The 21,908-nt window shown below is 73.6% G+C and carries 18 protein-coding genes; 10 read left to right on the top strand and 8 right to left on the bottom strand.

All coding sequences use genetic code 11. The features are described from left to right. Positions 1-19 precede the first annotated feature (19 nt). Complete coding sequence (locus IEX89_RS10505) at positions 20-1,165, bottom strand: mechanosensitive ion channel family protein (RefSeq protein WP_188912515.1); 1,146 nt, start codon at positions 1,163-1,165, stop codon at positions 20-22. A gap of 93 nt (positions 1,166-1,258) precedes the next feature. Further along, positions 1,259-2,851: a TadE/TadG family type IV pilus assembly protein gene (locus IEX89_RS10500; protein WP_188912513.1), complete on the bottom strand. Its 1,593-nt coding sequence runs from the start codon at positions 2,849-2,851 to the stop codon at positions 1,259-1,261. A 177-nt stretch (positions 2,852-3,028) separates the two neighbouring features. On the opposite strand from IEX89_RS10500, the gene IEX89_RS10495 reads away from it, so the two are divergent. Continuing rightward, positions 3,029-3,934 (top strand): uracil-DNA glycosylase, encoded by a 906-nt coding sequence (locus IEX89_RS10495; RefSeq protein ID WP_188912511.1) that lies wholly within the window; start codon positions 3,029-3,031, stop codon positions 3,932-3,934. Here the strand turns inward: IEX89_RS10495 and IEX89_RS10490 are convergent. From IEX89_RS10490 to IEX89_RS10475, 4 genes are all read right to left on the bottom strand, one after another. Beyond that, complete coding sequence (locus tag IEX89_RS10490) at positions 3,907-4,392, bottom strand: MmcB family DNA repair protein (protein WP_188912509.1); 486 nt, start codon at positions 4,390-4,392, stop codon at positions 3,907-3,909. The genes IEX89_RS10495 and IEX89_RS10490 overlap by 28 nt on opposite strands. A 115-nt stretch (positions 4,393-4,507) precedes the next feature. Beyond that, a complete protein-coding gene (gene leuB / locus IEX89_RS10485; RefSeq protein ID WP_188912507.1) occupies positions 4,508-5,614 on the bottom strand; it encodes a 3-isopropylmalate dehydrogenase in 1,107 nt (368 codons plus the stop codon). Between the two features lie 119 nt (positions 5,615-5,733). After that, on the bottom strand, positions 5,734-6,102 hold the full coding sequence (locus IEX89_RS10480; protein WP_188912505.1) for a hypothetical protein: 369 nt from the start codon (positions 6,100-6,102) through the stop codon (positions 5,734-5,736). Continuing rightward, entirely contained in the window at positions 6,074-6,424 is a 351-nt protein-coding gene (locus IEX89_RS10475; protein WP_244645272.1) for a BrnT family toxin, read from the bottom strand. The genes IEX89_RS10480 and IEX89_RS10475 overlap by 29 nt, the downstream gene beginning before the upstream one ends. A 117-nt stretch (positions 6,425-6,541) precedes the next feature. Between IEX89_RS10475 and IEX89_RS10470 the strand changes: the two genes are divergently transcribed. Together IEX89_RS10470 and IEX89_RS10465 are read left to right on the top strand one after the other, a co-directional pair. After that, entirely contained in the window at positions 6,542-7,291 is a 750-nt protein-coding gene (locus IEX89_RS10470) for an SDR family oxidoreductase (protein ID WP_188912503.1), read from the top strand. 94 nt (positions 7,292-7,385) lie between these two features. Further along, positions 7,386-8,669: an FAD-binding domain-containing protein gene (locus tag IEX89_RS10465; RefSeq protein WP_188912501.1), complete on the top strand. Its 1,284-nt coding sequence runs from the start codon at positions 7,386-7,388 to the stop codon at positions 8,667-8,669. 19 nt (positions 8,670-8,688) lie between these two features. Here IEX89_RS10465 and IEX89_RS10460 read toward each other — a convergent pair whose 3' ends face one another. Continuing rightward, a complete protein-coding gene (locus IEX89_RS10460; protein WP_188912499.1) occupies positions 8,689-8,889 on the bottom strand; it encodes a hypothetical protein in 201 nt (66 codons plus the stop codon). 200 nt (positions 8,890-9,089) lie between these two features. Here IEX89_RS10460 and IEX89_RS10455 point away from each other — a divergent pair, with 200 nt between their 5' ends. Further along, complete coding sequence (locus IEX89_RS10455; RefSeq protein WP_188912497.1) at positions 9,090-10,853, top strand: bifunctional diguanylate cyclase/phosphodiesterase; 1,764 nt, start codon at positions 9,090-9,092, stop codon at positions 10,851-10,853. A 16-nt stretch (positions 10,854-10,869) separates the two neighbouring features. On the opposite strand, the gene IEX89_RS10450 is transcribed toward IEX89_RS10455, so the two are convergent. Continuing rightward, positions 10,870-13,041: a GumC family protein gene (locus tag IEX89_RS10450; protein ID WP_188912494.1), complete on the bottom strand. Its 2,172-nt coding sequence runs from the start codon at positions 13,039-13,041 to the stop codon at positions 10,870-10,872. Between the two features lie 218 nt (positions 13,042-13,259). Between IEX89_RS10450 and IEX89_RS10445 the strand changes: the two genes are divergently transcribed. From IEX89_RS10445 to IEX89_RS10420, 6 genes are all read left to right on the top strand, one after another. Further along, the gene (locus tag IEX89_RS10445; protein ID WP_188912492.1) at positions 13,260-14,840 is read left to right on the top strand and encodes a hypothetical protein; all 1,581 of its coding nucleotides are present in this window, start codon (positions 13,260-13,262) and stop codon (positions 14,838-14,840) included. After that, positions 14,837-16,225, top strand: coding sequence for a lipopolysaccharide biosynthesis protein (locus IEX89_RS10440; protein ID WP_188912490.1), 1,389 nt, complete (start codon positions 14,837-14,839; stop codon positions 16,223-16,225). The genes IEX89_RS10445 and IEX89_RS10440 overlap by 4 nt, the downstream gene beginning before the upstream one ends. Next, complete coding sequence (locus tag IEX89_RS10435) at positions 16,225-17,409, top strand: glycosyltransferase family 4 protein (RefSeq protein WP_188912489.1); 1,185 nt, start codon at positions 16,225-16,227, stop codon at positions 17,407-17,409. The genes IEX89_RS10440 and IEX89_RS10435 overlap by 1 nt, the downstream gene beginning before the upstream one ends. Continuing rightward, positions 17,406-18,956, top strand: a complete 1,551-nt coding sequence (locus IEX89_RS10430; protein ID WP_188912487.1) for a glucosamine inositolphosphorylceramide transferase family protein — start codon at positions 17,406-17,408, stop codon at positions 18,954-18,956. The genes IEX89_RS10435 and IEX89_RS10430 overlap by 4 nt, the downstream gene beginning before the upstream one ends. After that, entirely contained in the window at positions 18,949-20,073 is a 1,125-nt protein-coding gene (locus tag IEX89_RS10425) for a GNAT family N-acetyltransferase (RefSeq protein ID WP_188912485.1), read from the top strand. The genes IEX89_RS10430 and IEX89_RS10425 overlap by 8 nt, the downstream gene beginning before the upstream one ends. Positions 20,074-20,162: 89 nt before the next feature. Further along, positions 20,163-21,842, top strand: a complete 1,680-nt coding sequence (locus IEX89_RS10420) for a hypothetical protein (RefSeq protein WP_188912482.1) — start codon at positions 20,163-20,165, stop codon at positions 21,840-21,842. Positions 21,843-21,908: the final 66 nt, after the last annotated feature.

Raw genomic sequence — 21,908 nt, 5'->3', positions numbered from 1 at the left:
TTCCCCTACAGGGAAGGAGCTAAGTGGAATTCGCGTCGCCGCCCTCCGCGCTCTCCCCGGCTTCCGCCGCCGCGGCTGCGGCGCCGCTCGCGACGGTGCGGGTGCGCACCTGCGGCAGGGCGCCGGGATGGGTCTCCTGGAGCCAGGCGACGAGGTCCTCGCGGACGGTGCAGCGCAAATCCCAGGTCTCGCCGGGGGTGCGCGCGCTCATCAGCCCGCGCACCGTGATCGAATCGCGCCCCGCGTCGATCACCTGAAGCCCCACCGTCTCGCCGTCGAAGAGCGGGGAGGCGCGCACCAGAGCCTCGAAGCGCGCGCGGATCGCCGCGATGGGTGCGGTGTAGTCGAGATGGAGCACGACGGACCCGATCAGCCGCGCCTCGCCTCGCGTCCAGTTCTGGAAGGGCTGCTCGATGAAGCGCTTGAGCGGCACGACGAGCCGGCGCAGGTCCCACAGCCGCACCACCACGTAGCTCGTGCGGATGTCCTCCACGAAGCCGAACTCGCCCTCCACGATCACCGCGTCCTCCAGCCGGACGGGCTGGGTGATGGCGAGCTGCAGGCCGGCGATGATGTTCGACAGCACCGGCTGGGCGGCGAGCCCGATGACGAGGCCCGCGACGCCCGCCGACGCGAACAGGCTCGTCCCGTATTGCCGCGCGACGGGGCTCGTCGTCATCAGCGCGGCGACCGTGAGGACGCCGATGACGATGACGGCGATGCGCCGCAGGAGCCGCACCTGCGTCGTCGCCTTGCGGGCGAGCGTGGTGTCCTCGGATTCGCGCGGAAGCCGGCGCAGGTAGACGTCGGCGGCGACGTCGACGACGACCATCGCGGCCCAGCCCAGCACGACGATGAAGGCGAGGAGCAGGAGCCAGGCGAGCCAAGCCCGCGTGTCGCCGTCGAGCGGCACGGCCGGCAGGGCCCCGCCCACGAGGACGATGACGAGCGCGAGCCGCGTCGGGCGCCGGATGCGCGCCAGGATGCCGCGTCCGAGATCGCCGAGCCGCCGCCCGAACGTCGCGCGCACGATCGAGACGACGAGCCCGTGCAGGAGGAGCGCCGCGACCGCGAAGAGCGCGAGCACGACGGCCGCCTCGGCCCAGTCCGGCCAGGCCGCGAGGATGTCGCCCGCCTCGTCGGCGAGCCCTGCGATCTGTTCCACGAAAAGAAAACCCCGCGTGCTGCCTCGTCGAGGCGGCGAACGCGGGGGCGAGCGCGGCGGTTCCTGCCGCGATGGTCGGGGAGTAGGGGGGGGTCAGCGCGTCAACGCCACGCGCCGCTCGTAGATGTCCCGGGCGATGGTCTCGAAATGGGCGACCAGCGTGTCGACCTCGGAGGTGAAGACGTGGCGCGGCGTCGAGGCGCAGCCGCCGAGCAGCTTGTGGGCATCGGCGCTGGAGAGCGCGAAGGCGACGGTGAACACCTCGACGTCCTCCGCATGCAGGTTCTCGCACACCGTTTCCATGCGCTCGTTCAGGAGCCTCTTGTGGTTCGAGCGGTTGAAGGTAGCGCTCTCGGACATGCGTCCGTAGGCGGTGTAATCGCTGTCGTTGGAGGGCGCGTGGCCGGTGTAGAAGCCGTTCTCGCCGTCCGTCATGAAGACGAGGATGCGCTCGACCTTGGCGTGGGGCGGGGCGTCGGCCCAATGGTCGGGACCCCACAGGCCCTGCCATTGCGGGGAGACGAGGCGCCAGCCCCAGAGCAGGCCGACATGGCCCATCGTGCCGCCGCGGTGCCAGGCCTCGAAATCCTCGATCTCGCCGAGAAGCAGGTCGCGGTCGGCGGTGAAGGGGACGACGGCGTTCTTCGGGCAGCCGAGATTGGGGCCGCGGCCGTCGTTGGACGTGGCATTGGTGTGCCAGCTCTCGTCGACGGAATTGGGCAGCCAGGAATTGAAGCGGTTGCTCGGCGAGCCGTTGCCCGTCCAGGACTGCCAGTAATAAGGCCGGAAGGCCGCGGTGCTCGGGGGCGCGTCGGTGAGCTCCCCGTCCGAGCCGGCGCGCTCCATGACGCAGCCCGCCCAGGCGTTCGCGACGTAGCAGGTGTCGCCGCGGATGACGCCCGGGCAATCGTCCACGTCCTCGAACGCGCTGAGCGTGCCCATGTAGCAGAGCTGCTTCTGGCCGTCCCAGACGACGTTCGTGCCCTTGCACAGGTTCGCCGGCACCTCGCTCGAATCCCAGACGTAGCGGTTCTGGGCGATGGCATCGAGGCCGGCGTCGTCGAGGGCGCCGTTGCCCGGGGTGAGCCAGCCGGAGCGCGAGGTGCCGACGTTCACGGTGGCCGAGTAGGGCACGATCGCGACCCGCAGACGGTCGCTCGAGGCGCCCGCGGGCAGGAGCGTCTCGACGAACCGGGTCGCCGATTGCCGCAGCGCATTGATCTTGCTGTCCTTCATCGAGCCCGTGACGTCGACGACGAGCACGACCTCGTAGAGCTTGCTCGCCGCCTGCGCCTCGCTCTCGAGCGTGAAGGGGATGCTCTCGATCCCGATGACGCGGGAGATGTTCGCCGTCACGCGGCCCGACGCCTCCACGTGCATGGTGCGCGCGCCGGTGGACGCGTCGACCACGAGACGCGGGACGACCTCGTCGATGACGACCCCCTCCGGCAGCTCGGGGATGAGCTGCTCGACCATCTCGCGGGCGTAGTCCTCGGCGCCGTATTCCTCCTCGCGGCTCACCGCGGCGAGGGCCGCGCGGTCGAGCATCGAGAGCACCTGCGGCCGCACGTTGGCGACTCGGTTATAGTCGACGGCGACGCCCGCGAGCCCGAGCGTGGGCAGGAGGCTCAGCGCGAAGGCGACGGCGACCCCGCCTCGGCGATCCTCGATCAGTCTGGACAGCATGTCGACGCTCGCTCTCGTTCGCGTAACGGCAGGTGAGGTGAGACGTAGCAGCGAAGTTCTGCAATCGGGCCAAAACGATCGCTCGAAGCGGAGGCGTCGCGGAAAGCTCTCGGTAACCCTCCCGGTGCAGTGCATCGGCACCTCGCCACGGGCGCTGCGATGGCTTAGGGATGGAGCATGGCCGCTTTCGACGACGAGGATCTCCGCGACGACGAGCGCCTGCGCGAGGTCCTGATCGCCCTCCTCGATCTCGACGTCGCCGCGGGCGTCGATTGCGCGCTCGACGAGACGCCGCACGATCGCTTCGCGGAGGAGGCGGCGCGGCGCGAGGAGGCGCGCGCCGTCCGGCCGGCGCCGGAGCCGGCGGCACGACGCGAGGCGCCGCCGCGATCGCAGCCGGCCTCACCGCCGCCCGCGCGCCCGGCGGTCTCGCCCGGCGCGCTCGACCCCGATCAGGCTGCGGCGAGCGCGCGGATCGCCGCGGAGGCGGCGCAGGATCTCGCGGCGCTCGAAGCCGCGCTCGCGGCCTTCGAGGGCTGCGCGCTCAAGGCGTCGGCCCGCAGCCTCGTCTTCGTGGACGGGACGCCCGGTGCGCGCGTGATGATCGTCGGCGAGGCGCCCGGCGCCGACGAGGACCGCACCGGCAAGCCCTTCGTCGGGCGCGCCGGCCAGCTCCTCGACCGCATGCTCGCGGCGATCGGGCTCGTGCGCGAGGACGTCTACATCGCCAACGTCGTGCCCTGGCGCCCGCCGGGCAACCGCACGCCGACCCCACAGGAGGTCGCCGCCTGCCTGCCCTTCACGCGTCGGCAGATCGCGCTCGCCGATCCCGACATCCTGGTGTGCATGGGCGCGCCGGCGACGCAACACCTGCTGGGCGTGCGCGAGGGGATCACCAAGGCGCGGGGGCGCTGGCTCGACTACGACACCGGGCGGCGGACGATCCGAGCGCTGCCGATGCTGCACCCGGCCTACCTCCTGCGCCAGCCCCTGCAGAAGCGCCTCGCCTGGCGCGACCTGCGCGCCCTGCGCGCCGCGCTCCGGCAGGAAGACTCTCAGATCTCCGAGAAGCCGCCGAGATAGGCGCGGGCGTCCGGATCGTGGGCTGCGTGCAGCCCCGCGGCGGCGGCGCGGGCGAAGCGCAGCGTCAGCGCCTTGCGCCTGGCCGGGGCGAGGGGATGGTGCGGCGGCTCGCGCAGGATCTCGGCGCCGAAGCCGTCGGCCAGGATCAGCCCCGCCTCGATGGGCAGGATGTCCAGCGGCGTGGCCGCATCGACCGCGAAATAGAGGCGGTCGCAGAACTCGCGGTAATCCGGCCATTTCCGGTCCGCCCGGAAGTCGCGCACGCTCGACTTGATCTCGACGATGGAGACGCTGCCGTCGCGCGAGAGCGCGATGACGTCCGCCCGGCGGCCGGAGCGCAGGGTGAACTCGCAGAGCGTCACGCAGTCGTGCGCGGCGAAGAGCCGGCGCACGCCCCGCTGGATCGCGAGCGCGCTCGGCGATTGCCGCCCGTCCGGGCGCAGGGCTGTCGCGGCCATGGTCATGCTTCGTTCCTAGCACGACGCGACCGAAAAGGGAACATCCGCTCCGATGGCGGCGGAGGCGGCACGGATGCCCGCGCCGCGCTCCGCCCCAGGGCCGGTCCCCGCTGCGTCAGCCCCGGCCGAGCGCGGCGACGATGGCGTCGCCCATCTCCGAGGTGGAGACGGCGTTGGCGCCCTCGCTTGCGATGTCCTTGGTGCGCGAGCCCGACGCGAGCGCCTCGGTGATCGCCGCCTCCAGCCGATCCGCCGCCTCGATGAGGCCGAAGGAATAGCGCAGGCACATGGCCAGCGAGCCGATCATGGCGATGGGGTTGGCGAGCCCGCGCCCGGCGATGTCCGGGGCCGAGCCGTGCACCGGCTCGTAGAGCGCCTTGCGCTTGCCGGTCTGCGGATCCTCGGCGCCGAGCGAGGCGGAGGGCAGCATGCCGAGCGAGCCCGTCAGCATCGCTGCGACGTCGGAGAGGATGTCGCCGAAGAGATTGTCGCAGACGATGACGTCGTATTGCTTGGGGTAGCGCACGAGCTGCATGGCGCAATTGTCGGCGAGCACGTGCTCGAGCGTCACGTCGGAGAAGTCCTGCGCGTGGACGCGGGTGACGACCTCCTTCCACAGCACGCCCGACTTCATGACGTTGTGCTTCTCGGCGGAGGAGACCTTGTTGCGGCGCTTGCGCGCGAGGTCGAAGGCCACGCGCGCGATGCGGTCGATCTCGCCCGTCGTGTAGAGCTGCGTGTCGACGGCGCGCTTCTCGCCGTTCTCGAGCGTGACGATCTCCTTGGGCTCGCCGAAATAGACGCCGCCCGTGAGCTCGCGCACGATGACGATGTCGAGGCCCTCGACCAGCTCGGGCTTGAGCGAGGACGCGCTCGCGAGCGCCGGGTAGCAGATCGCCGGGCGCAGGTTGGCGAACAGGCCGAGATCCTTGCGCAGCCGCAGGAGGCCCGCCTCCGGGCGGTGCTCGTAGGGCACGCTCGCCCATTTCGCGCCGCCCACCGCCCCGAACAGCACGGCGTCCGCCGCGTCGGCGAGGCGCATGGTCTCGTCCGAGATCGACTTGCCGTGCGTGTCGTAGGCCGCGCCGCCGACGAGATCGCGCTCGGTCTCGAAGGAGGCGACGCCCTCCTTCGACAGCCAGGAGACGATCTTCTCGACCTCCCCCATCACCTCGGGGCCGATCCCGTCGCCGGGGAGGAGCAGGAGCTTGTGCGTCGCCATGGCGTGCCGTCCGGTTTTCGTTGCGTCGGCAGCCTTGTGGCGAAAGGAACGCGCGGGGGCAAGGGGGAGGCCTGCCGGACGCGTGTGGGCGGGACGCGCGAGGGCGACGCCGCCCGTGGTCAGGCACCCTCGTGCAGGAGACGCGCGACCGTCTGCGGGTCCGACGCAATGACGCGCAGATAGGCCGTCAGCGTCGGATCGGGATCGCCCCGCCCGGCTGCCACGACCTCCAGCCGGTCTGGATCGATCCCGTAGCGCTGCGCCAGCTCGCGAACGTTCGCGCCGGTGCGCTCCTGGGCTCGCCTGAGGAGCGAGAGCGCCTCCAGCCGATCCAGCATCGCGTCCGACAGGAGCGGGTTGTCCGGGTCGTACGCGGCACCGGCGGCGATCGCCTCCTCGCCGATCGCCTCGAGGCCGGCGCGCACGGCCGGATCGTCGCGCGCCGCCTGCGCGCGGATCTCATCGAGCGTCTTGCGGACGATCGCCATGGAGGCGCCTCTCCTTTTGGCTTGCCTTTCGCGCCGAGATGATGCGCACGGCGTCGGCTCGTATCGTGTATACCACAGCCAGCACGACACCTCTAACGCGCCCGAAGCAGATCCGGCGCGGTTCGCCGTACGCGAAGCGATCGTCCGGCAGATCCAGACGACGCGGGTCGAGAAAGACCTCGGACGCGACGTCGAAGGAGATGCCGTGCTTGACTTCGTTGCTGGCGGCCTTGGCATCATCCCAATCGAAGCGCGTTGCGAGCACCATGCGGCAACTCTCGACAATCATGCTCGTATCGTCAAGCTTGTCTCGCTGGCGCATGCCTATGCCCGTGCTCCCGCGTGCACCCCGCCTGCGCGCGGCGGGCGCTGGCTCTCCGGGCACGCCCTCGCTAGGCTCGCCTCTCCAGGAGACGAGACGCAACGGGAGGGCACGGACATGGCGAGGATCGCGGTGGTGACGGGGGCCGGGTCGGGGATCGGGCTCGCGTCGGCTCTCGAGCTCGCGCGCACGGGCTTCGATCTCGTGCTCGCCGGGCGCCGGCCCGAGCCGCTGGAGGAGGCCGCCGCACGGATCCGCGATCTCGGTCGCGAGGCGCTGTGCGTGCCCACCGACGTCGCCGACGAGGCGCAGGTCGACGCGCTCTTCGCCCGCGCGGTGGAGCGCTTCGGCCGCGTCGACCTCCTGTTCAACAATGCCGGCCTGTTCACCAAGGGCGCGGAGGTGGACGCGCTCTCGGTGGCGGACTGGAAGCGCTCCGTCGACGTGAACCTCACCGGCGCCTTCCTGTGCGCGCGAGCCGCCTACATCCAGATGAAGCGCCAGGACCCCAGCGGCGGGCGCATCATCAACAACGGCTCGATCTCGGCCCATACGCCGCGGCCGGGCTCCGCGCCCTATACGGCGACGAAGCACGCGATCACGGGGCTCACGAAGTCGCTCGCGCTCGATGGGCGCCCGCACGACATCGCGGTGGGCCAGATCGACATCGGCAACGCCGAGACGGAGATGATCCGCGGCATCAACGCCGCGCGCGCCGCCGAGCCCGGCGCCCCGCCGCCGCAGCCCACCATGGACGTCGCCCACGCCGCGCGCGCGGTGGCGCACATGGCGAGCCTGCCGCTCGACGCCAACGTCCTGTTCATGACGGTGATGGCGACCAAGATGCCCTTCGTCGGCCGCGGCTGAGGCGAGAGCGGCGATCCGCCGCGCGCCGGTGCGGGGCCTTGGTGCCCTATCCTGGATCTTCCGAGACGCGTCGCCCGCATCGAGGAGATCCGCCATGCCCAGGCCCGAGTCCGTGTTCGAGACCGCCCCCGCACCACGCGTGCCGCACGCCTCGACGCACGCGCCGCCGACGCGCGAGGAGGGGCTCGCGCGCCTCGCCCGCTTCGTGCCGCTCGCTGGGAGCGCCTACGCGGCGAGCCGCAACGAGGATCGCGGTCCGCAGAACCGCGACAACGTGTCGACGCTCTCCCCCTACATCCGCCATCGCCTCGTCTCCGAGCGGGAGGTGCTCGCCGCGACCCTCGCGGCGCATTCCCTGGAGGACGCGGAGAAGTTCGTGCAGGAGGTGCTCTGGCGCACCTATTGGAAGGGCTGGCTCGAGCAGCGCCCCGCCGTCCGGAACCGCTACGACGCGCGGCTCGCCCAGGACATGCGCGCGCTCGAGGCCGACCTCTCGCTGCGCCGGCGCTTCGAGGAGGCGGTGGAGGGCCGCACCGGCATCGAGGGCTACGACGATTGGGCGCGGGAGCTGGTGGAGACCGGCTACCTGCACAATCACGCGCGGATGTGGTTCTCCTCCATCTGGATCTTCACCCTGCGCCTGCCCTGGGCGCTGGGGGCGGACTTCTTCCACCGCCACCTGCTCGACGGCGACCCGGCCTCGAACACTCTTTCCTGGCGCTGGACCGCGGGGCTGCAGACGCAGGGCAAGACCTATCTCGCGCGGCGCGACAACATCTCCCGCTACACGCTGGGACGCTTCTCGCCCGACGGGCTCTCGGGGAGCGCCGAGCCGCTCGTCGACGCGCCGCCTCCCCCGGCGGCGGGCATCCCCGCCGCGGACGCGCCCCGGGCCGTGGACGCGGCGCTCCTCCTCACCGAGGAGGATCTCACGCCCGAGCAATGGCATCTCGGCGCGATCCGGCCGAAGGCCATCCTGCTCGCGCACGCGGCCGCCTCGCGCTCGCCCTGGCCGAGCTCCGTGCCCGTCCTCGCCTTCACGGAGGGTGCGCTCGGCGACGCGGGGAGGCGGGCGAGCGCGCATCTCGGCGTCCCGGCGGAGCGCGTGGCGCTGACGCCGCAGGCGCTGACCGACGCCGCCCGCCGCCTCGGGGTCGGTGCGCTCGTGACCGGCTACGCGCCCGTCGGGCCCGCCGCGGACGCGCTCCATCGGGCACGGCCCTCCCTCGCCGATGCGGGGGTCGTGCTGCTGCGGCTGCGCCGGTCCCTGGACGAGCGCGCCTGGCCCTACGCGACGCGCGGCTTCTTCGCCTTTCGCAAGGCCATCCCCGACCTCCTCGCCGCGGAGGGGCTCGTCGCCCCCGGCACCGCCGCGTGAGGCGTAGCGCCGAGGTCGTTCAGAGCTCGCGGCAGACGAGCGGGCGCGCCGCGGCGGCGAGCGTCGCGCGGTAGCGCGCGCTGGCGTCCTGCGGATCGGCCGTCCGGCGCTCGCGATAGGCGGGGAGGCGGCGCTCGCAGGCGATCAGCTGGGTGAGAAAGCCCGCGTCGGCGCGGCCGCTGCGGAGCGCGGGCGGCGCCAGGCGAGGCTCCAGCGGCACGAGCGCGCGGCATTCTCCCCCTCGCGTTAATGTCTCGTTATGCAACGCGGCGACCTCCGTCGTGGACGACACCGCATTGCTAGCAAGTCGCGGGCCGTTCTTCACGCTTCGTTAACCGTCCGCCTCGATCCTGGTTCGGTACGCCCCTCGCGATCGGTCGCGCGGCGCCCTGCGCGGCGGGGGGCGGGGACGAGGACCGCATGCATTCCAAGGGCGCGCGCCCCCAGACCGGCCAGCTCGACAAGCCCCGACGCTCGACGCGCGGCCCGCTCGACCCACGCACGGTGCTCACCTCCATCGGCGAGGTCGTCTACGACTGGGACGTCGAGACCGACGCTCTCACCTGGAGCGCCAACGCCCGCGAGGTCTTCGGGCTGCCGGACATGGCGCCCTTCGCCACCGGTGCGGGCTACGGGCTCGCCTGCGAGGACGTTGGCGGGCGCACGCGCCACGACGCGGTGCTCGACGCCGGCACCTCCGAGGGCGAGACCGACCATGGCGCGGGCGTCGCCTACCGCGCCACCTACCTGCTGCGCCTCCCGGCCGCCGCGCGGGGCGCGCACGGCGCCGACGCGGACGGCTGCGTGCAGGTGGAGGACACCGGGCGCTGGTACGCCGGGAGCGACGGGCGACCGGCCTTCGCCCACGGCGTCCTGCGCCTCGCCCCGCCCGCACGCGACGAGCAATCGGGACCGGTGGCGCGCAACGGCTTCCTCGCCAAGATCTCGCGGGAGGTCGCCTCCGCCGCCCGGGCGAACCGGCCCATGACCCTGCTGGTCATGTCCATCGAGGGGCTCGACCGCATCAACGAGGACCACGGCTTCGAGGTGGCGGACCGCGCCATCGAGGAGGCCATGCGCCGCGCCGTCGTGGTCATGCGCCGCCGCGACGTCTTCGCCCGCTACGCCTCGAACCGCTTCGGCGTCGCCCTCCTCTCCTGCCCGCTGGAGCAGGCCGAGATCGCGGCCGAGCGCCTGCGCGCGGGCGTCGAAGGCGTGCCGCTGGAGACGCGGCGCGGGCCGCTGACGATCCGCGTCGCCATCGGCGCCGCCTGCGCGCCCGAGCACGCGAGCGAGGCCTCGGGCCTGCTGCGCCGGGCCGAGGACGCGCTGACCGCGAGCCGGCGCACCGCCGCCGGCTACCAGGTCTACCGTCCCGGCACGCTGCGCGCCGACCGCTCGCCGAAGCGGGCCGAGCGCGAGCTCGACATCGTCGCCGCCTTGAACGAGCGTCGCGTCGTCGTCGCCCGCCAGCCGGTGGTCGAGGCCTGCGGCGCGCGGGCGACCGCCTTCCACGAGGCGCTGGCGCGCATCCGCGAGCCGGAAGGCCGCATCGTCGGGGCGGGGGACATCATCCCCCTCGTCGAGCGGGCGGGCCTGGTGCCGCTCCTCGACGCGCGCATGCTGGAGCTCTCCGCGCGGCGGCTCGCCGCGAACCCGACGGAGCGGCTGTCCATCAACGTCTCCCCGCTGACGCTGGAGACGCCCGACTGGCTCGGCATCCTGGCGAGCACGCTCGGCGCCCATCCGGGCATCGCCGAGGGGCTCATCGTCGAGGTGACGGAGACCGTCGCCGTGCGGGACCCCGAGGCCACCCGCGCACGTCTCGACGCGATGAAGGCGCTCGGCGTCGCCATCGCGCTCGACGATTTCGGCGCCGGCCACACCTCCTTCCGCCACCTGCGCGACTTCCCCGTCGATCTCGTCAAGATCGACGGCGCCTTCGTGCAGAACCTCTCGCGCTCGCCGGACGATCGCTTCTTCGTGCGCACCCTCGTCGACCTCGCCCAGCACCTGGGCATCCCCACGGTCGCGGAATGGGTGGAGACGCAGGAGGCGGCCGACATGCTCGCCTCCTGGGGCGTCGACTACCTCCAGGGTGGTCTCTTCGGCATGGCGGCGATCGACGAGACGTCCCAGCCCCTGACCATCGCCGAGCCCGTCCGTCGCAGCGCCGTCGGCTGAGGCCCGCCTGCGCCGATCAGGCCGCGCGCGCCCGGCGTGCGGAGCCCGCATAGGCCGGGACCGTCTCGGGTGCGGCCTTGGCGAGGACGAAGCCCACGATCGCTGAGCGCGGGATGCTCGCACGCCGGAGGGCCTGCTCGACGTCGTCCGCTCCGGTCCGCTCCGCCTCGACCACGAGGAGGACCTTCACGCCCGCGCGGGCGAGCGCGCCGGCCTCGACGCCGCCGGCGCAGAGCGGGGGCGCGTCGAAGACCACCTGGTCCCAGCCCGTGGCGAGCCGCTCGACGAAGCCGCCGAGATCGGCGTCCTCCATCAGGTCCGCGAGCGTCGCCAGCGCCTCCGGCGAGCCGGCCGGGATGGCGGCGGGCTCGCCGTCGCGACCACGCACCAGCACTTCGCCGAGCGTCGCCCTGCCCCGCATCAGGTCCGCGAAGCCGTTCTCGCCCGCGATCCCGAGCGCGGTGCCGAGGCCCGCGCCCTCGCCGTCGGCGTCGATCGCGAGCGTCCGCCGTCCCTTCACCGCGAAGGCGCGCGCGAGGGCGAGCGCGAGGGTGGACTTGCCCTCGCCGGGCGAGACGGAGGTGACGACGACACGGGTCGCCCCGGCCTCGCGCAGGCGCGCGCGGATGCCCCGAAGCGCCGCGCGCGTGATCTCGTCGCTCGCCGCCTCGGCGCCGCGGCGGCGGTTGCGTCCCCCGCGAGCGCCGCCGGAGCGGGGCAGCGCACCCAGAGCGGCGAGGCCGAGCGCGGCCTCCGCCTCGTCGGGCGTGCGGAAGCCGCGGCGCGTCGCCTCCGCGAAGAGGGCGAAGGCGAGCCCGGCGAAGAGCCCCACGACGCCGCCGGCGGCGAGCATGACGGAGCCCTTGGGCGCGCTCTTGCGCAGCGGCGGCAGGGCCGGCGACACGAGCCGCGCGTCGGCGATGCGCAGGTCCTCCTGCTCGCCGGTCTCGCGCAGGCGCAGCAGTGCCTGCTCGTAGACGGCGCGGTTCGCCTCCGCTTCGCGCTCGAGCTCGCGCAGGCGCACGCTGGCCGAGCCGATGTCGCGGTAGCGCCCCTGCAGGTCCTCGAAGTCGCGCTGGAGCGAGGCCTCACGGCGAAGCGCCGTCTCCAGCTCGTTCTCGACGCCCGCCGAGATGCGCCCGATCTCGCTGCGGATGAGCGCCTCGGCCCGGTCGGCGCGGGCCTGCGCCTGACGCAGGGCGGGATGGTCCGGGCCGTAGACGAGCTCGAGCTCGGCGGCATTGCGCTCGAGCTCGGCGTATTCGACGCGCAGCTCCGCGACGACGGGCGACTGGAGCGCCTCGCCGAGGCTGCCGAGGTCGCCCAGTCGCTCGCCGACGAGGGCGAGCTGGTCGCGCCGCGCCTGCGCCTCGATCACCCGCGCCCGCGCGGCGGCGAGGTCGGCGCCGAGCTGCGCCACACGGCGATCGAGCAGCGTATCGCCCTGGCCGACGTCGAGGATCTCGTTGGAGGAACGGAAATCCGCCACCGCTTGCTCGGAGATCTCGAGCCTGGCGCGCAGGTCGTCGATGCGGTCGGCGAGGAAGTCGTTGGCGGTGCGGGTGGCGTCGACCCGCGCACCGACTAGCTCCCCGAGGTAGGTCTCGGCGACGGCGTTGGCGAGGCGGGCGGATTTCTGCGGGTCGCCGGTCGTGACGCCCACCTCCAGGATGTAGGTCAGGCCCCGGCGCTGCACCCACAGGCTCCGCGCGAGGGCGGAGAGCGCGATCTGCGCGTCGCGCTCGGGCGAGGAGGCCTCCGGTGCGGAGAGCCCGAGCGCCTGCATGACGCGGCCCCTCAAGCCGGCGGAGACGAAGTCGGGATCGCTCGCGAGGCCCTCCTCGGCCACCACGCGGCCGAGCACGGCCGTCGAGGTGATGAGCTCGACCTGGCTCTCCACCGCCGCCGCGTCCTGCCCGAAGCCCGAGAGGACGCTCTCCGAGGAGAGCACGTTCTGCTGGCGGGGATCCACCAGCAGGATGGCGGAGGCGGCGTAGCGCTCGGGGCTCAGGAGATAGGCGCCGAAGCCGAGCGCGACGCCGACGAGGGTCGTGGCGACGACGACGGGCGCGCGGCGGCGGACGAGGGCGAGATAGACGCGCAGGTCGAGCCACCCCGCCGGGAGCCGTGGCGCGGCCGCGGGGAAGGGATCGTCGAGAAATTCGGCTGCGTCCCGAAACGGTTTCATTTCGTCTCCAATCGACACATCCGGCTTAACGGAGGCGTAACCCTCCCACGCACGCGCAAGCGCGATGCCATGCGGTGCAAGGCGTTCGCGCGCATCGCGGCCTCACCGTAGGCTGGCATGCCTTTCGCTCTCGTTTCCGCAGCGACACGTCGATGTCGCACGCCCGCGCGGACGGCGGGCCCGCGTGCGGCGGAGCGAACGGGGAGGACGAGGAGCGGATGACGAGCGCCGCGTCGACGAGAGGAGGCTTCCCGGCGAGCGCCCATGGCGCGTTCGCGCCGCGTGCCCGTGCGGCGAGCCCCGCCACGGCACCCGCCTGGGCCGGCGCCGTCGTCACCCTCGCGCTGGGTCTCCTCGTCGTGGCCGTGCCGGTCCTCGTCTTCCAGGCGAGCTTCGTCCTATCGGTGGCGATCTGCGCCGTCGCCTGGGCGCTCGTCGCGAATTTCGCGCCGGGCATGCTGCCGGCGCATCTCGCGCTGGTCTTCGTCTTCCAGAACGTCTTCGTCTCGCTCGTGGCCGGCGAGCTCTCCGGGCAGCGGGACTTCACGCTGATCCGCGCCTATTCCTTCGTGGCGACGGTGGTGGCGTGGGGCGTCGTCGTCGCGGCCGTCCTGCCGACGCCGGCGCTGCGGCTGCCGTCGGCGCGCGGGCCGCTCCTCGCCTCCTCCATCGCCATCGCGGCGATCTTCGCCTATGCCGGACTGGGCTTCGCCGCGGGCGCGGGCGAGGGCGCGGTGATCTACCTGCGCAACGCGCTCACGCCCTTCCTCGTCTTCCAGATCGCCTTCCTCGTCGCCCTCGCGGGCCCCTTGCAGCCGACGCGCACGCTCACGCTGATCTGCGCGCTCGCGGTGGGATACGGCTATTGGGAGGCGATCGGCCACGAGAGCCTGTTCGCGCTCGTGAACGGCTACGACTATGTCGGCCTCGCCTTCGCCGACGTGCTCAATTCCGGCGCCCTCGTCGAGGAGATGCGCGAGACCGGCCGCGTCATCCGCGATACCCGCGACATGATGATGGTCAACCTGTTCAACTCGACCTTCTTCCCGGACATCCGCCTCTACCGCCTGCTTGGCCCGAACTTCCACGCGATCAGCTACGCCTACGCGGTGGCGATCCTCGCCCTCGTGCTCTTCGCCGCCGGCAGGCGGATCGTGCCGCTCCTCGCGTTGCCCGTCCTCGTCCTCGTCGGCTCGAAGGGCGCGATGATCCTCTTCGTCCTGTGCCTGATCGGCCTCGCCGCCTGGCGGCTCCTGCCGCCGGGACTCGTGCTCGCGGGGTATCTCGGCGTTCTCGGGCTCTATGCCGGGGTGGCCTTCGTCGTGGGGCTCAGCGTCGGCGACTACCACGTCATCGGCTTCCTCGGCGGCGTCGACGGCTTCGTCGCGAACCCGATCGGACGCGGGCTCGGCATCGGCGGCAATCTCAGCGGCGACATGACCCGCATCGACTGGAGCCGCGCGCAGAGCCTCGGGCGCACCGAGGGCGCCTTCGAGAGCGCGGTGGGCGTGCTGCTCTACCAGATGGGGATCGGCGCCCTCGTCGTGCTCACGGCCACCGTGCACCTCGCGCTCCACGCGTGGCGCGCGGCGGCGCACCGGCGCGATCCCGCTCTCGCGCTGGCGGCTCTGATGATCCTCACCATCCTCGTCAACGGCGTGTTCCAGGAGGAAGCCCTGTTCTCTCCCCTCGCCTTCGGCCTCGTCCTCCTCGTCGCCGGGCTGGCCATGGGCCGGGCCGTGCGCCCGGTGGAGCCCTCGCGCCGCGCCGCGCACAGCGCGAGAAAGGTCGCCCCGTGAAGACCGGCGAGAAGATCGGCCCGGACCTCCGGCCTCCGGCGCCGGCGCTCGGCGGGCGCCTCGGCATGCTGCTGGCGCGCCTCCTCGACGGGGCCATGCGCGACGCCGCGCGCGCCATCGCCTTCAAGGCGGCGGGCGCCGTGCTGATGCTGGCCGCCTTCGCGCTGGCTGCGCGCGTGATGGACAAGGCGGGCTTCGGCACGCTCGTCGTCTGGTTCAACGGGCTCAGCTTCGTCGTCGTGGTGGCGCAGGTCGGCCAGGAGACCTGGATCGCGCGCAGCTGGCACGAGCATCTCGGCGCCGGCCGCGACGCCGAGGCTCGCGGCGCCCTCGCTCGCGCCTTCGCCACCGTCCTCGTCACCGGTACGATCATCGGGCTCGGAGCGGCGATCTTCGCCGTCATGACGGGGCAGGGCGCCTATCTCGCGGCGAGCGCCTTCCTGTTCGTCCTCGCGCTGACGGTCTTCGCCGTCTCGATCCCCGCGAGCCGGACCATCGTCGGCATCGGCGCGGGCGACGGGCACGGCGAGGTGACCTGGCGCTCGCTCATCCTCGCCGGCTGTGCGCTGCTCGCCGTCTCGGGCGCCACCTTCGAGGCGCCGGACTTCCTCCTGATCGCGGCGCTCGCGGGCTTCGCCAGCGTCGCGCTCCAGGTCTCCGCCATCCGCCGCGCCCTGCCGGAGAGCGTGCGCCGCGCACGCGGCGTCGTCGACGGCCCGGCCTGGCGGCGGCGCTCCGCCTCCATGTGGGCCTCCTCCCTCATCGACGCGACGAGCCAATTCCTGGAGGTCCTCTTCGTGGGCCTCCTCCTCGGTCCGGCCATGGCCGCGGGCTACTTCGCCGCCGGACGGCTCGCCGCCGCCTTCGCCATGCTGTCGGGGGGCATCACCAACTTCGCGCTGCGCGCCATCGCCAAGGATTTCTTCGCCGGGCGCGCGGTGCAGGTGCAGGCGACGCTGCGGCGGCTCGCCGTCGCCGTCGCGGCCGCCGTGGCGATCGGGCTCGCCGGCATCCTGGCGGTCGGTGGCCATCTGCTGACGCTCTTCGGCGCGGATTACGCGGTCTATCACACGACGCTCGTCCTGCTCTCGCTCGGCACCGCCGCCGTGGCGCTCGGCGGACCGGCGTCCGCCGTCCTGGTGCTGACCGGTCACGAGCGGCTGCACGCCGTCCTCCTCGGCGCGTCCGTCGCGGCGCGCCTCGGCGCCGTGGCCATCGGCGCCCTCGCCTTCGGAGCCGTGGGCGCGGCGGCCGCCTATGCCGCGACCATCGCCACGACGACCATCGTCCTCGTCGTGGTGGCGCGCCGCCTCGTCGGCCTCGATCCCTCGATCTTCTCGCTCTTCGCGCGCTCGCGCGTGGAGATCCGGGACGGAGCACACTGATGCGACACCGCCTCGCCCCCGTCGTCCTGCTGCAGACCCAGTCCGAGAACGCCGGCGCGCAGGAGGTCTCGCGCCTCGTCGGCGAGCGGCTGGCGGCGCGCGGATATCCGGTCCACCACGTCTTCCTGTATCGCAAGTCCTCGGACTGCGCCTGGCTCGGCGACGTGCGCTTCTGCGCGCCGGCGCGGCCGCGGGGCCCGCTCGGCGTGGCGCGGCTCCTCGTGCGTCTCTACGAGACGCTGCGCGCGATCCGCCCCGCGACGGTGGTGACCTTCCAGCATTACGGCAACGTGCTGGGCGCCGTGCCCGCGCGGCTCGCGGGCGCGCGCGTCATCGCCAACCAGACGACCTCGCTGCGGCAGGTCGCGCGCCCGCTGGCGCGGGCGGATCGGCTTCTCGGTGCGCTGGGGATCTACGACCGGGTCGTCGTCAATTCCGCGCAGACGCTGAGCGAGTACGGCGTGCACCCGGCGTCCTACCGGGATCGGCTCGTCCTCGTCGAGCACGGCTTCGACCTGAAGGCGCGCACCCTCGACGCGCAGGCCGCGCGCGCCGCGCTCGACCTGCCGGCGGGCCCGCTCCTGGGCTGCGTGGCGCGGCTTCATCCGTCGAAGAACCTCGAAGCCGCCATCGGGCTCCTCGCCCGCCGGCAGCACTGGCGGCTCGCGCTGGCGGGGACGGGGCCGCACGAGGCGGTCCTGCGCGCGCACGCCGACAGGCTGGGCGTCGCCGATCGGGTGACCTTCGTGGGCGAGCTGCCGCCCGCGCGCATCGGCGACTTCCTGAGCGCGCTGGACGTCTTCGTCTTCCCCACCCGCATCGAGACCTTCGGCCTCGCCGGCGTCGAGGCGGCGCAGGCGGGGGTGCCCGTCGTCGCCAACGACATCCCGATCCTGCGCGAGGTGCTCGCCGTCGACGGCGCGCCCTGCGCCGCCTTCGTCGACGTCGACGACGCAGCCGCGCTCGAGAGCGCCGTGGCCGAAGCGCTCGAGCGGACGCCCGCCGTCGCGGCGCGGGTCGCGCGCGCCGCCGGGCTGGCCGAGCGCTATTGCGCCTCCGCCATGGCCGACGCCTACGCGGCGCTCGTCGAGGCCGTCGCCGCGGAGCGCGCGCCGCCCCGCGGCGCCGGGCGGGTCGAGGCCACCGACGACGCGCTCGCCGCCGAGCGGGGGAATTCGCGATGAAGCCCGACGATTACAGCGCGCTGCGCGTCGCCGGCGAGACCCGCCATCTGGCGATCCTCGCCGATCGCGGCGCGACGCGCTCCTGGATCGGGCGGCTCGCGGAGACGCTCGCCCGCGAGCCCGGGCTCGCCGTGACGCTGCATCCGGCCGGGCGCCGTCCCGGCGTGCTCTCGCGGCTCGATCTCCTGCAGGATCTCGAGCGCATGGTCCTGCGCGCGAGGCCGCGCGGCAGCGTGCTCGTGCCGCTGCAGCAATCGGCGCCCGCCCGCGAGACGCATCCCGCGAGCCTCGTCCTCGACCTGCGCTCGGATTGCGCGCGCGACCCCGACGCGGCCCTCGTGCCCGCGGACGCGCTCCTGGTGCGACCGCTCTACGACGGTCATGCCGGGGAGGAGCAGCTCGCCGCCTGCCTCCTCGCCGGGCACGCGCCCCGCGTCGATCTCGTGGAGGTGCGATCCGGCGCCGTCCTGTGGAGCGGACGCCCGTCCATCGAGGCCGCGCGCAGCGTGACGGAGGCGCTCGAGGCCGTGAGCGCCCGCACCGCGACCATGCTCCACGCGCTCGCCGTCGCCCCCCGCGCCAGCGTGAAGGCCGCAGCCGGCCCCGCGCGGCGTCTCGGGGCGCCGCTGGTGGCGCGCCATCTCGGAAAGCGCCTCGCGAGCCTCGTGGCGCGGGCGCTCTACCACGCCGCCTGCCAAGCGCCGCATTGGCGCGTGGGCTGGCGGCTCGTCGAGGGGCCCGGCGTCGCCGAGCGCCTCGACCTGTCGGGACCCGCCTGGCAGACCCTGCCCGATCCCGGCACGCGCTTCTACGCCGACCCGTTCCCGCTCGTGCGCGACGGGCGCCGCCACCTCTTCGTGGAGGATCTCGACCACCGCACGGGCAAGGGCATCGTCTCCGTCGTCGAGATCGACGAGAGCGGCCCGCGCGGGCTGCCGATCCCCGTGCTGGAGGAGCCCTGGCACCTCTCCTATCCGTTCCTCCTGGAGCACGAGGGCGAGGTCTACATGATCCCTGAGAGCTCCACCGCGAACGCGGTCCATCTCTACCGGGCGGACCCCTATCCCACCCGCTGGGTGCGCGAGGCGACGCTCGTCGAGGGCGCCTGCCTCAGCGACGCCACCCTCGTTCGGGAGGGCGGGCGCTGGTACATGCTCGCCACCGAGCACGACGGCGTCGGCGCCCATTCCGACATGCTCGTCGTTCATCACGCGCCCGACCTCTTCGGGCCGTGGACGCGGCTCTCGCGGGAGCCGGTCCTGATCGACGCCGAGACCGCGCGTCCCGCAGGCGCCTTCGTGCGCGGGCCGCACGGGCTCCTGCGACCGGTGCAGGACTGCGCCGGCGGCTACGGCCGCGCGCTCGGCCTCGCCGCGATCACGCGCCTCGACGAGGAGGGCTTCTCGCAGCGCCTCGTCGCGCGCATCGCGCCAGGGCCCGCCTGGCCGGGGCGCAGGCTCCACACGCTCAATCGCGCCGGCGACCTCGAATGCATCGACGGCTCGGCGCTCTCGCTTCGTGGCTGGGGGACCGTGGCCCATGCATGAGATTTTCGACGTCGCCCTGCGCTCCGAGATCGATCTCGACGGCGCGGCCTACCGCGACCTCTTCCGCCGAGCGGGGGAGCCCTGCTTCGGCCACCCGACCTGGCTCGCGGCGCTCGCCCGCATCTTCCCCGCCTCGCGGGGCGGTGTCGTGCGCTTCCTCGTCGTGGAGGAGCGCGGGACGGGGCGCCTCGCGCTCGTCCTGCCGCTCTTCCGTCGCAGCCGTCTCGGCGTCGAGCTCGTCCAGTCCGCCGATTTCGGGGTGAGCGACTATACCGGCCCCATCGCCGAGCCGGCGGAGATCGTCCGTCTCGCCGCCGATCCCGGTATCCGCCTGGCGATCGCCCGCGCGGTCGGCCGGCCGGCGCTCCTGCGCCTCGCCCGCGTACGCGACGGCGCGGACGACGTGGCGCACCTGATCGGTGCGCGAACCTCCCCCGCCCCGCACGCGGCGCACGCGATCGCTCTCCCCCGGACACATGCGCAATGGCGCGAGAGCCTCTCGCGCTCCACGCGCCAGGCGCTCAAGCGCCGGCGCCGGCAGGCGGAGGCCATCGCGCCGCTCGCGCTCGAAGTCGTCGACCGGGCGGGCGTCGACGCGGCCCTGGAGCGCCTCCTCGCCTTTCGGGCGGTGCGCTTTCCCGCGAGCGACGACGCGCTCCAGCGCCAGGACGGCCACGCCTTCTATCGCGAGGTCGCCCGGCGCGGCGTCGAGGACGGCTTCGTGCGGATCTACGCGCTGCGCCACGGCGAGCGCATCGTCGCCGTCGACTACTGCATCGTGTCGGGGGGCGTGACCTGCCTCCTGCTGCGTGGCATCACGCCGGACGCGGACCAGGCGCTCTCCTTCGGCAACACGCTCTTCGACGAGATCGTCGGGCATTGCATCGCCTCCGGCGACCGCGTGCTCGACCTCGCGGCGGGGGACGAGGCATACAAGACACGCTTCGGCGCGATCGCACATCCCCTCGCCATCGTGGACGCCCATGCCGGCCCGGCGGGCCTCGTCATCCACGGGGCCGCGCGCAGCGCACGGCTGCGCGCGGCCCTGCGCCGGCTAGCGGTGGCGCCCGGCGCCCGTCGCGCCGCCGCCCCGTCGATCGTCCGCGACGCGTCCTGAACGGGCGAAATCATGCTTAAGCGTTCCTTAATCGGAGCGCGACACACTGCGCCCTGCCGACGGATGACGCGGTCGGGAGCGGGATCGGGATGCGGGGCGCACGGGCGTTCGTACTGGCCATCGCGGGCGGCGCCGTCGGGGCGCTCGCCGGCGTCTCGGCGCATACGGGCCTGCGCCTGTGGCTCGGCGAGCCCTGGCAGGCGTCCTACCTCGTCGCGCCCCACGCGCAGACGCTTCCCCCGGCGAGCGCGCTGCCGCAAGGCGTGCGCCTCGCGGGCGATCCGCGCACCGGACTCCTCCTCGTCGAGGCGCGGGGCCCGAGCGCGGACGCGGCGACGGCTCTGGGCGCCGCCGCCGCCCTCGCCGTCGCCTCGGGGAGCGCATCGTCGAGCATCGGTCCACTCGACCCGCACGCTGCCGCCCCCGTGCCGGCGACGACGGGCTCGCTTCCGTCCTTTTCCACGGAGAGCGCGCGGCTGCGCGCGGAGCTCGCCTCGGCCGAGATCACGATCGCGGCGCTCGATGGGCGCGGGGACGCCCGCGCCCTCGCCTCCGCGCCCGACCTGCCCGAGCCGCTCGGCGCCCTCGCCTCCGCCTTCCGCGAGATCGACATGCGCTTCGCCGACGTCGAGGCGGATCTCGGCCCGCGGCACCCGGCCTATATCGAAGTGGCGCGCCGGCGGGAGCTCGTGGGACGCCAGCTCGTCGACGCCGCCGAGACCGGCCTCGCGCAGGCACGCGCGACGCAGGAGCGCGCGCAGGCCGCGCTCGCGGCGATCGAGGCGGCGAGCGCGGTGCGGGCTCCGTCCGAGGGCGATGGTGTCGCGCCCTCCGATCCGATGCCCGCCGGGACCTCGCCGGCGGAGATCCCCCTCGCCGCGCGCTCGGCGCCCCGCCACCTCGGCACCGCTCTCGCCTATCCCGCCGCGACCATGCCCCAGGCCGCGGGCCTCGGCGCGCTCGCCGGCAGCCTCGCCTTCCTCCTCGCCGGCATGGCCAGCGCGCCCGCGGGCACGCGCCGACGCCCGGCGGACGAATCGACCGAGGCGCGCGCGCCCGCGGCGAGCCCCGCGGTCGCATCCGGCGTGCCGGCGGAGCAGGCGCAAGCCGACGAGCGCGCGCTCCTCCACGCCGAGAGCTCCGAGCCCGAGCCCGAGCCCGAGGAGCCGGAGACCTCCGAGGATGAATCCGATCCCGGCCTCTCCCCCCAGGCGCTGGAGGCCCTCCTCACCCGCACCGCCGAGGCGATCGTCGCGCACGACATCGACCGCGTCGTCGCGCTGGGCGACGAGGCCGGCGAGCGCTCGCTCGGGCCGCTCCTCGCCGTCGCCCTCGCCGATCTCGAGCGGCGCGTCCTCCTCGTCGACGCGACGCCCGACGCCTACCTGTTCGAGGAAGCTTCCGGCGAGCCCGCCCGGGCGCTCACCGTGAGCCCGGTGCTGCCCCTCGACGAGGACGGCTTCATCGCCGCCGTGCGCCTGCGCTACCTCGTCGATCCCGCCTGCGACCCCTGGCGGACCGAAGAGGCGGCCTGCCTCCTGGCGCTGGCACGCGCCTCCTTCGACACGATCGTCGTCATGGCCCCGAGCGACTGGCGCAGCGACGCGCTCGAGCCCTCGGCGGAGGAGACCGGCCGGGCCGGCCTCCTCGTCCTCGATCCGGAGGGACGCGCCGTGGCGCACGCCGGGAGCGCGGCGCGCATCGACGACCCGGATACCACCGACCCCCGCTCGGCCGAGGCGATCGCTCGCAATCGACGCGCAGTTTAGTCGAATTGTCGGCATCGCGCTTGCTGTCCTGATCCGCACGCCCCTCGCACGGTCCCTTCCGTAGCG

Origin of the sequence: Salinarimonas ramus (assembly GCF_014645695.1) — a bacterium.
In the GTDB taxonomy this organism is placed as follows: Bacteria; Pseudomonadota; Alphaproteobacteria; order Rhizobiales; family Beijerinckiaceae; genus Salinarimonas; species Salinarimonas ramus.
The sequence above is the reverse complement of the archived record's forward strand: the minus strand, read 5'-3'. Positions and strand labels throughout refer to the sequence as shown.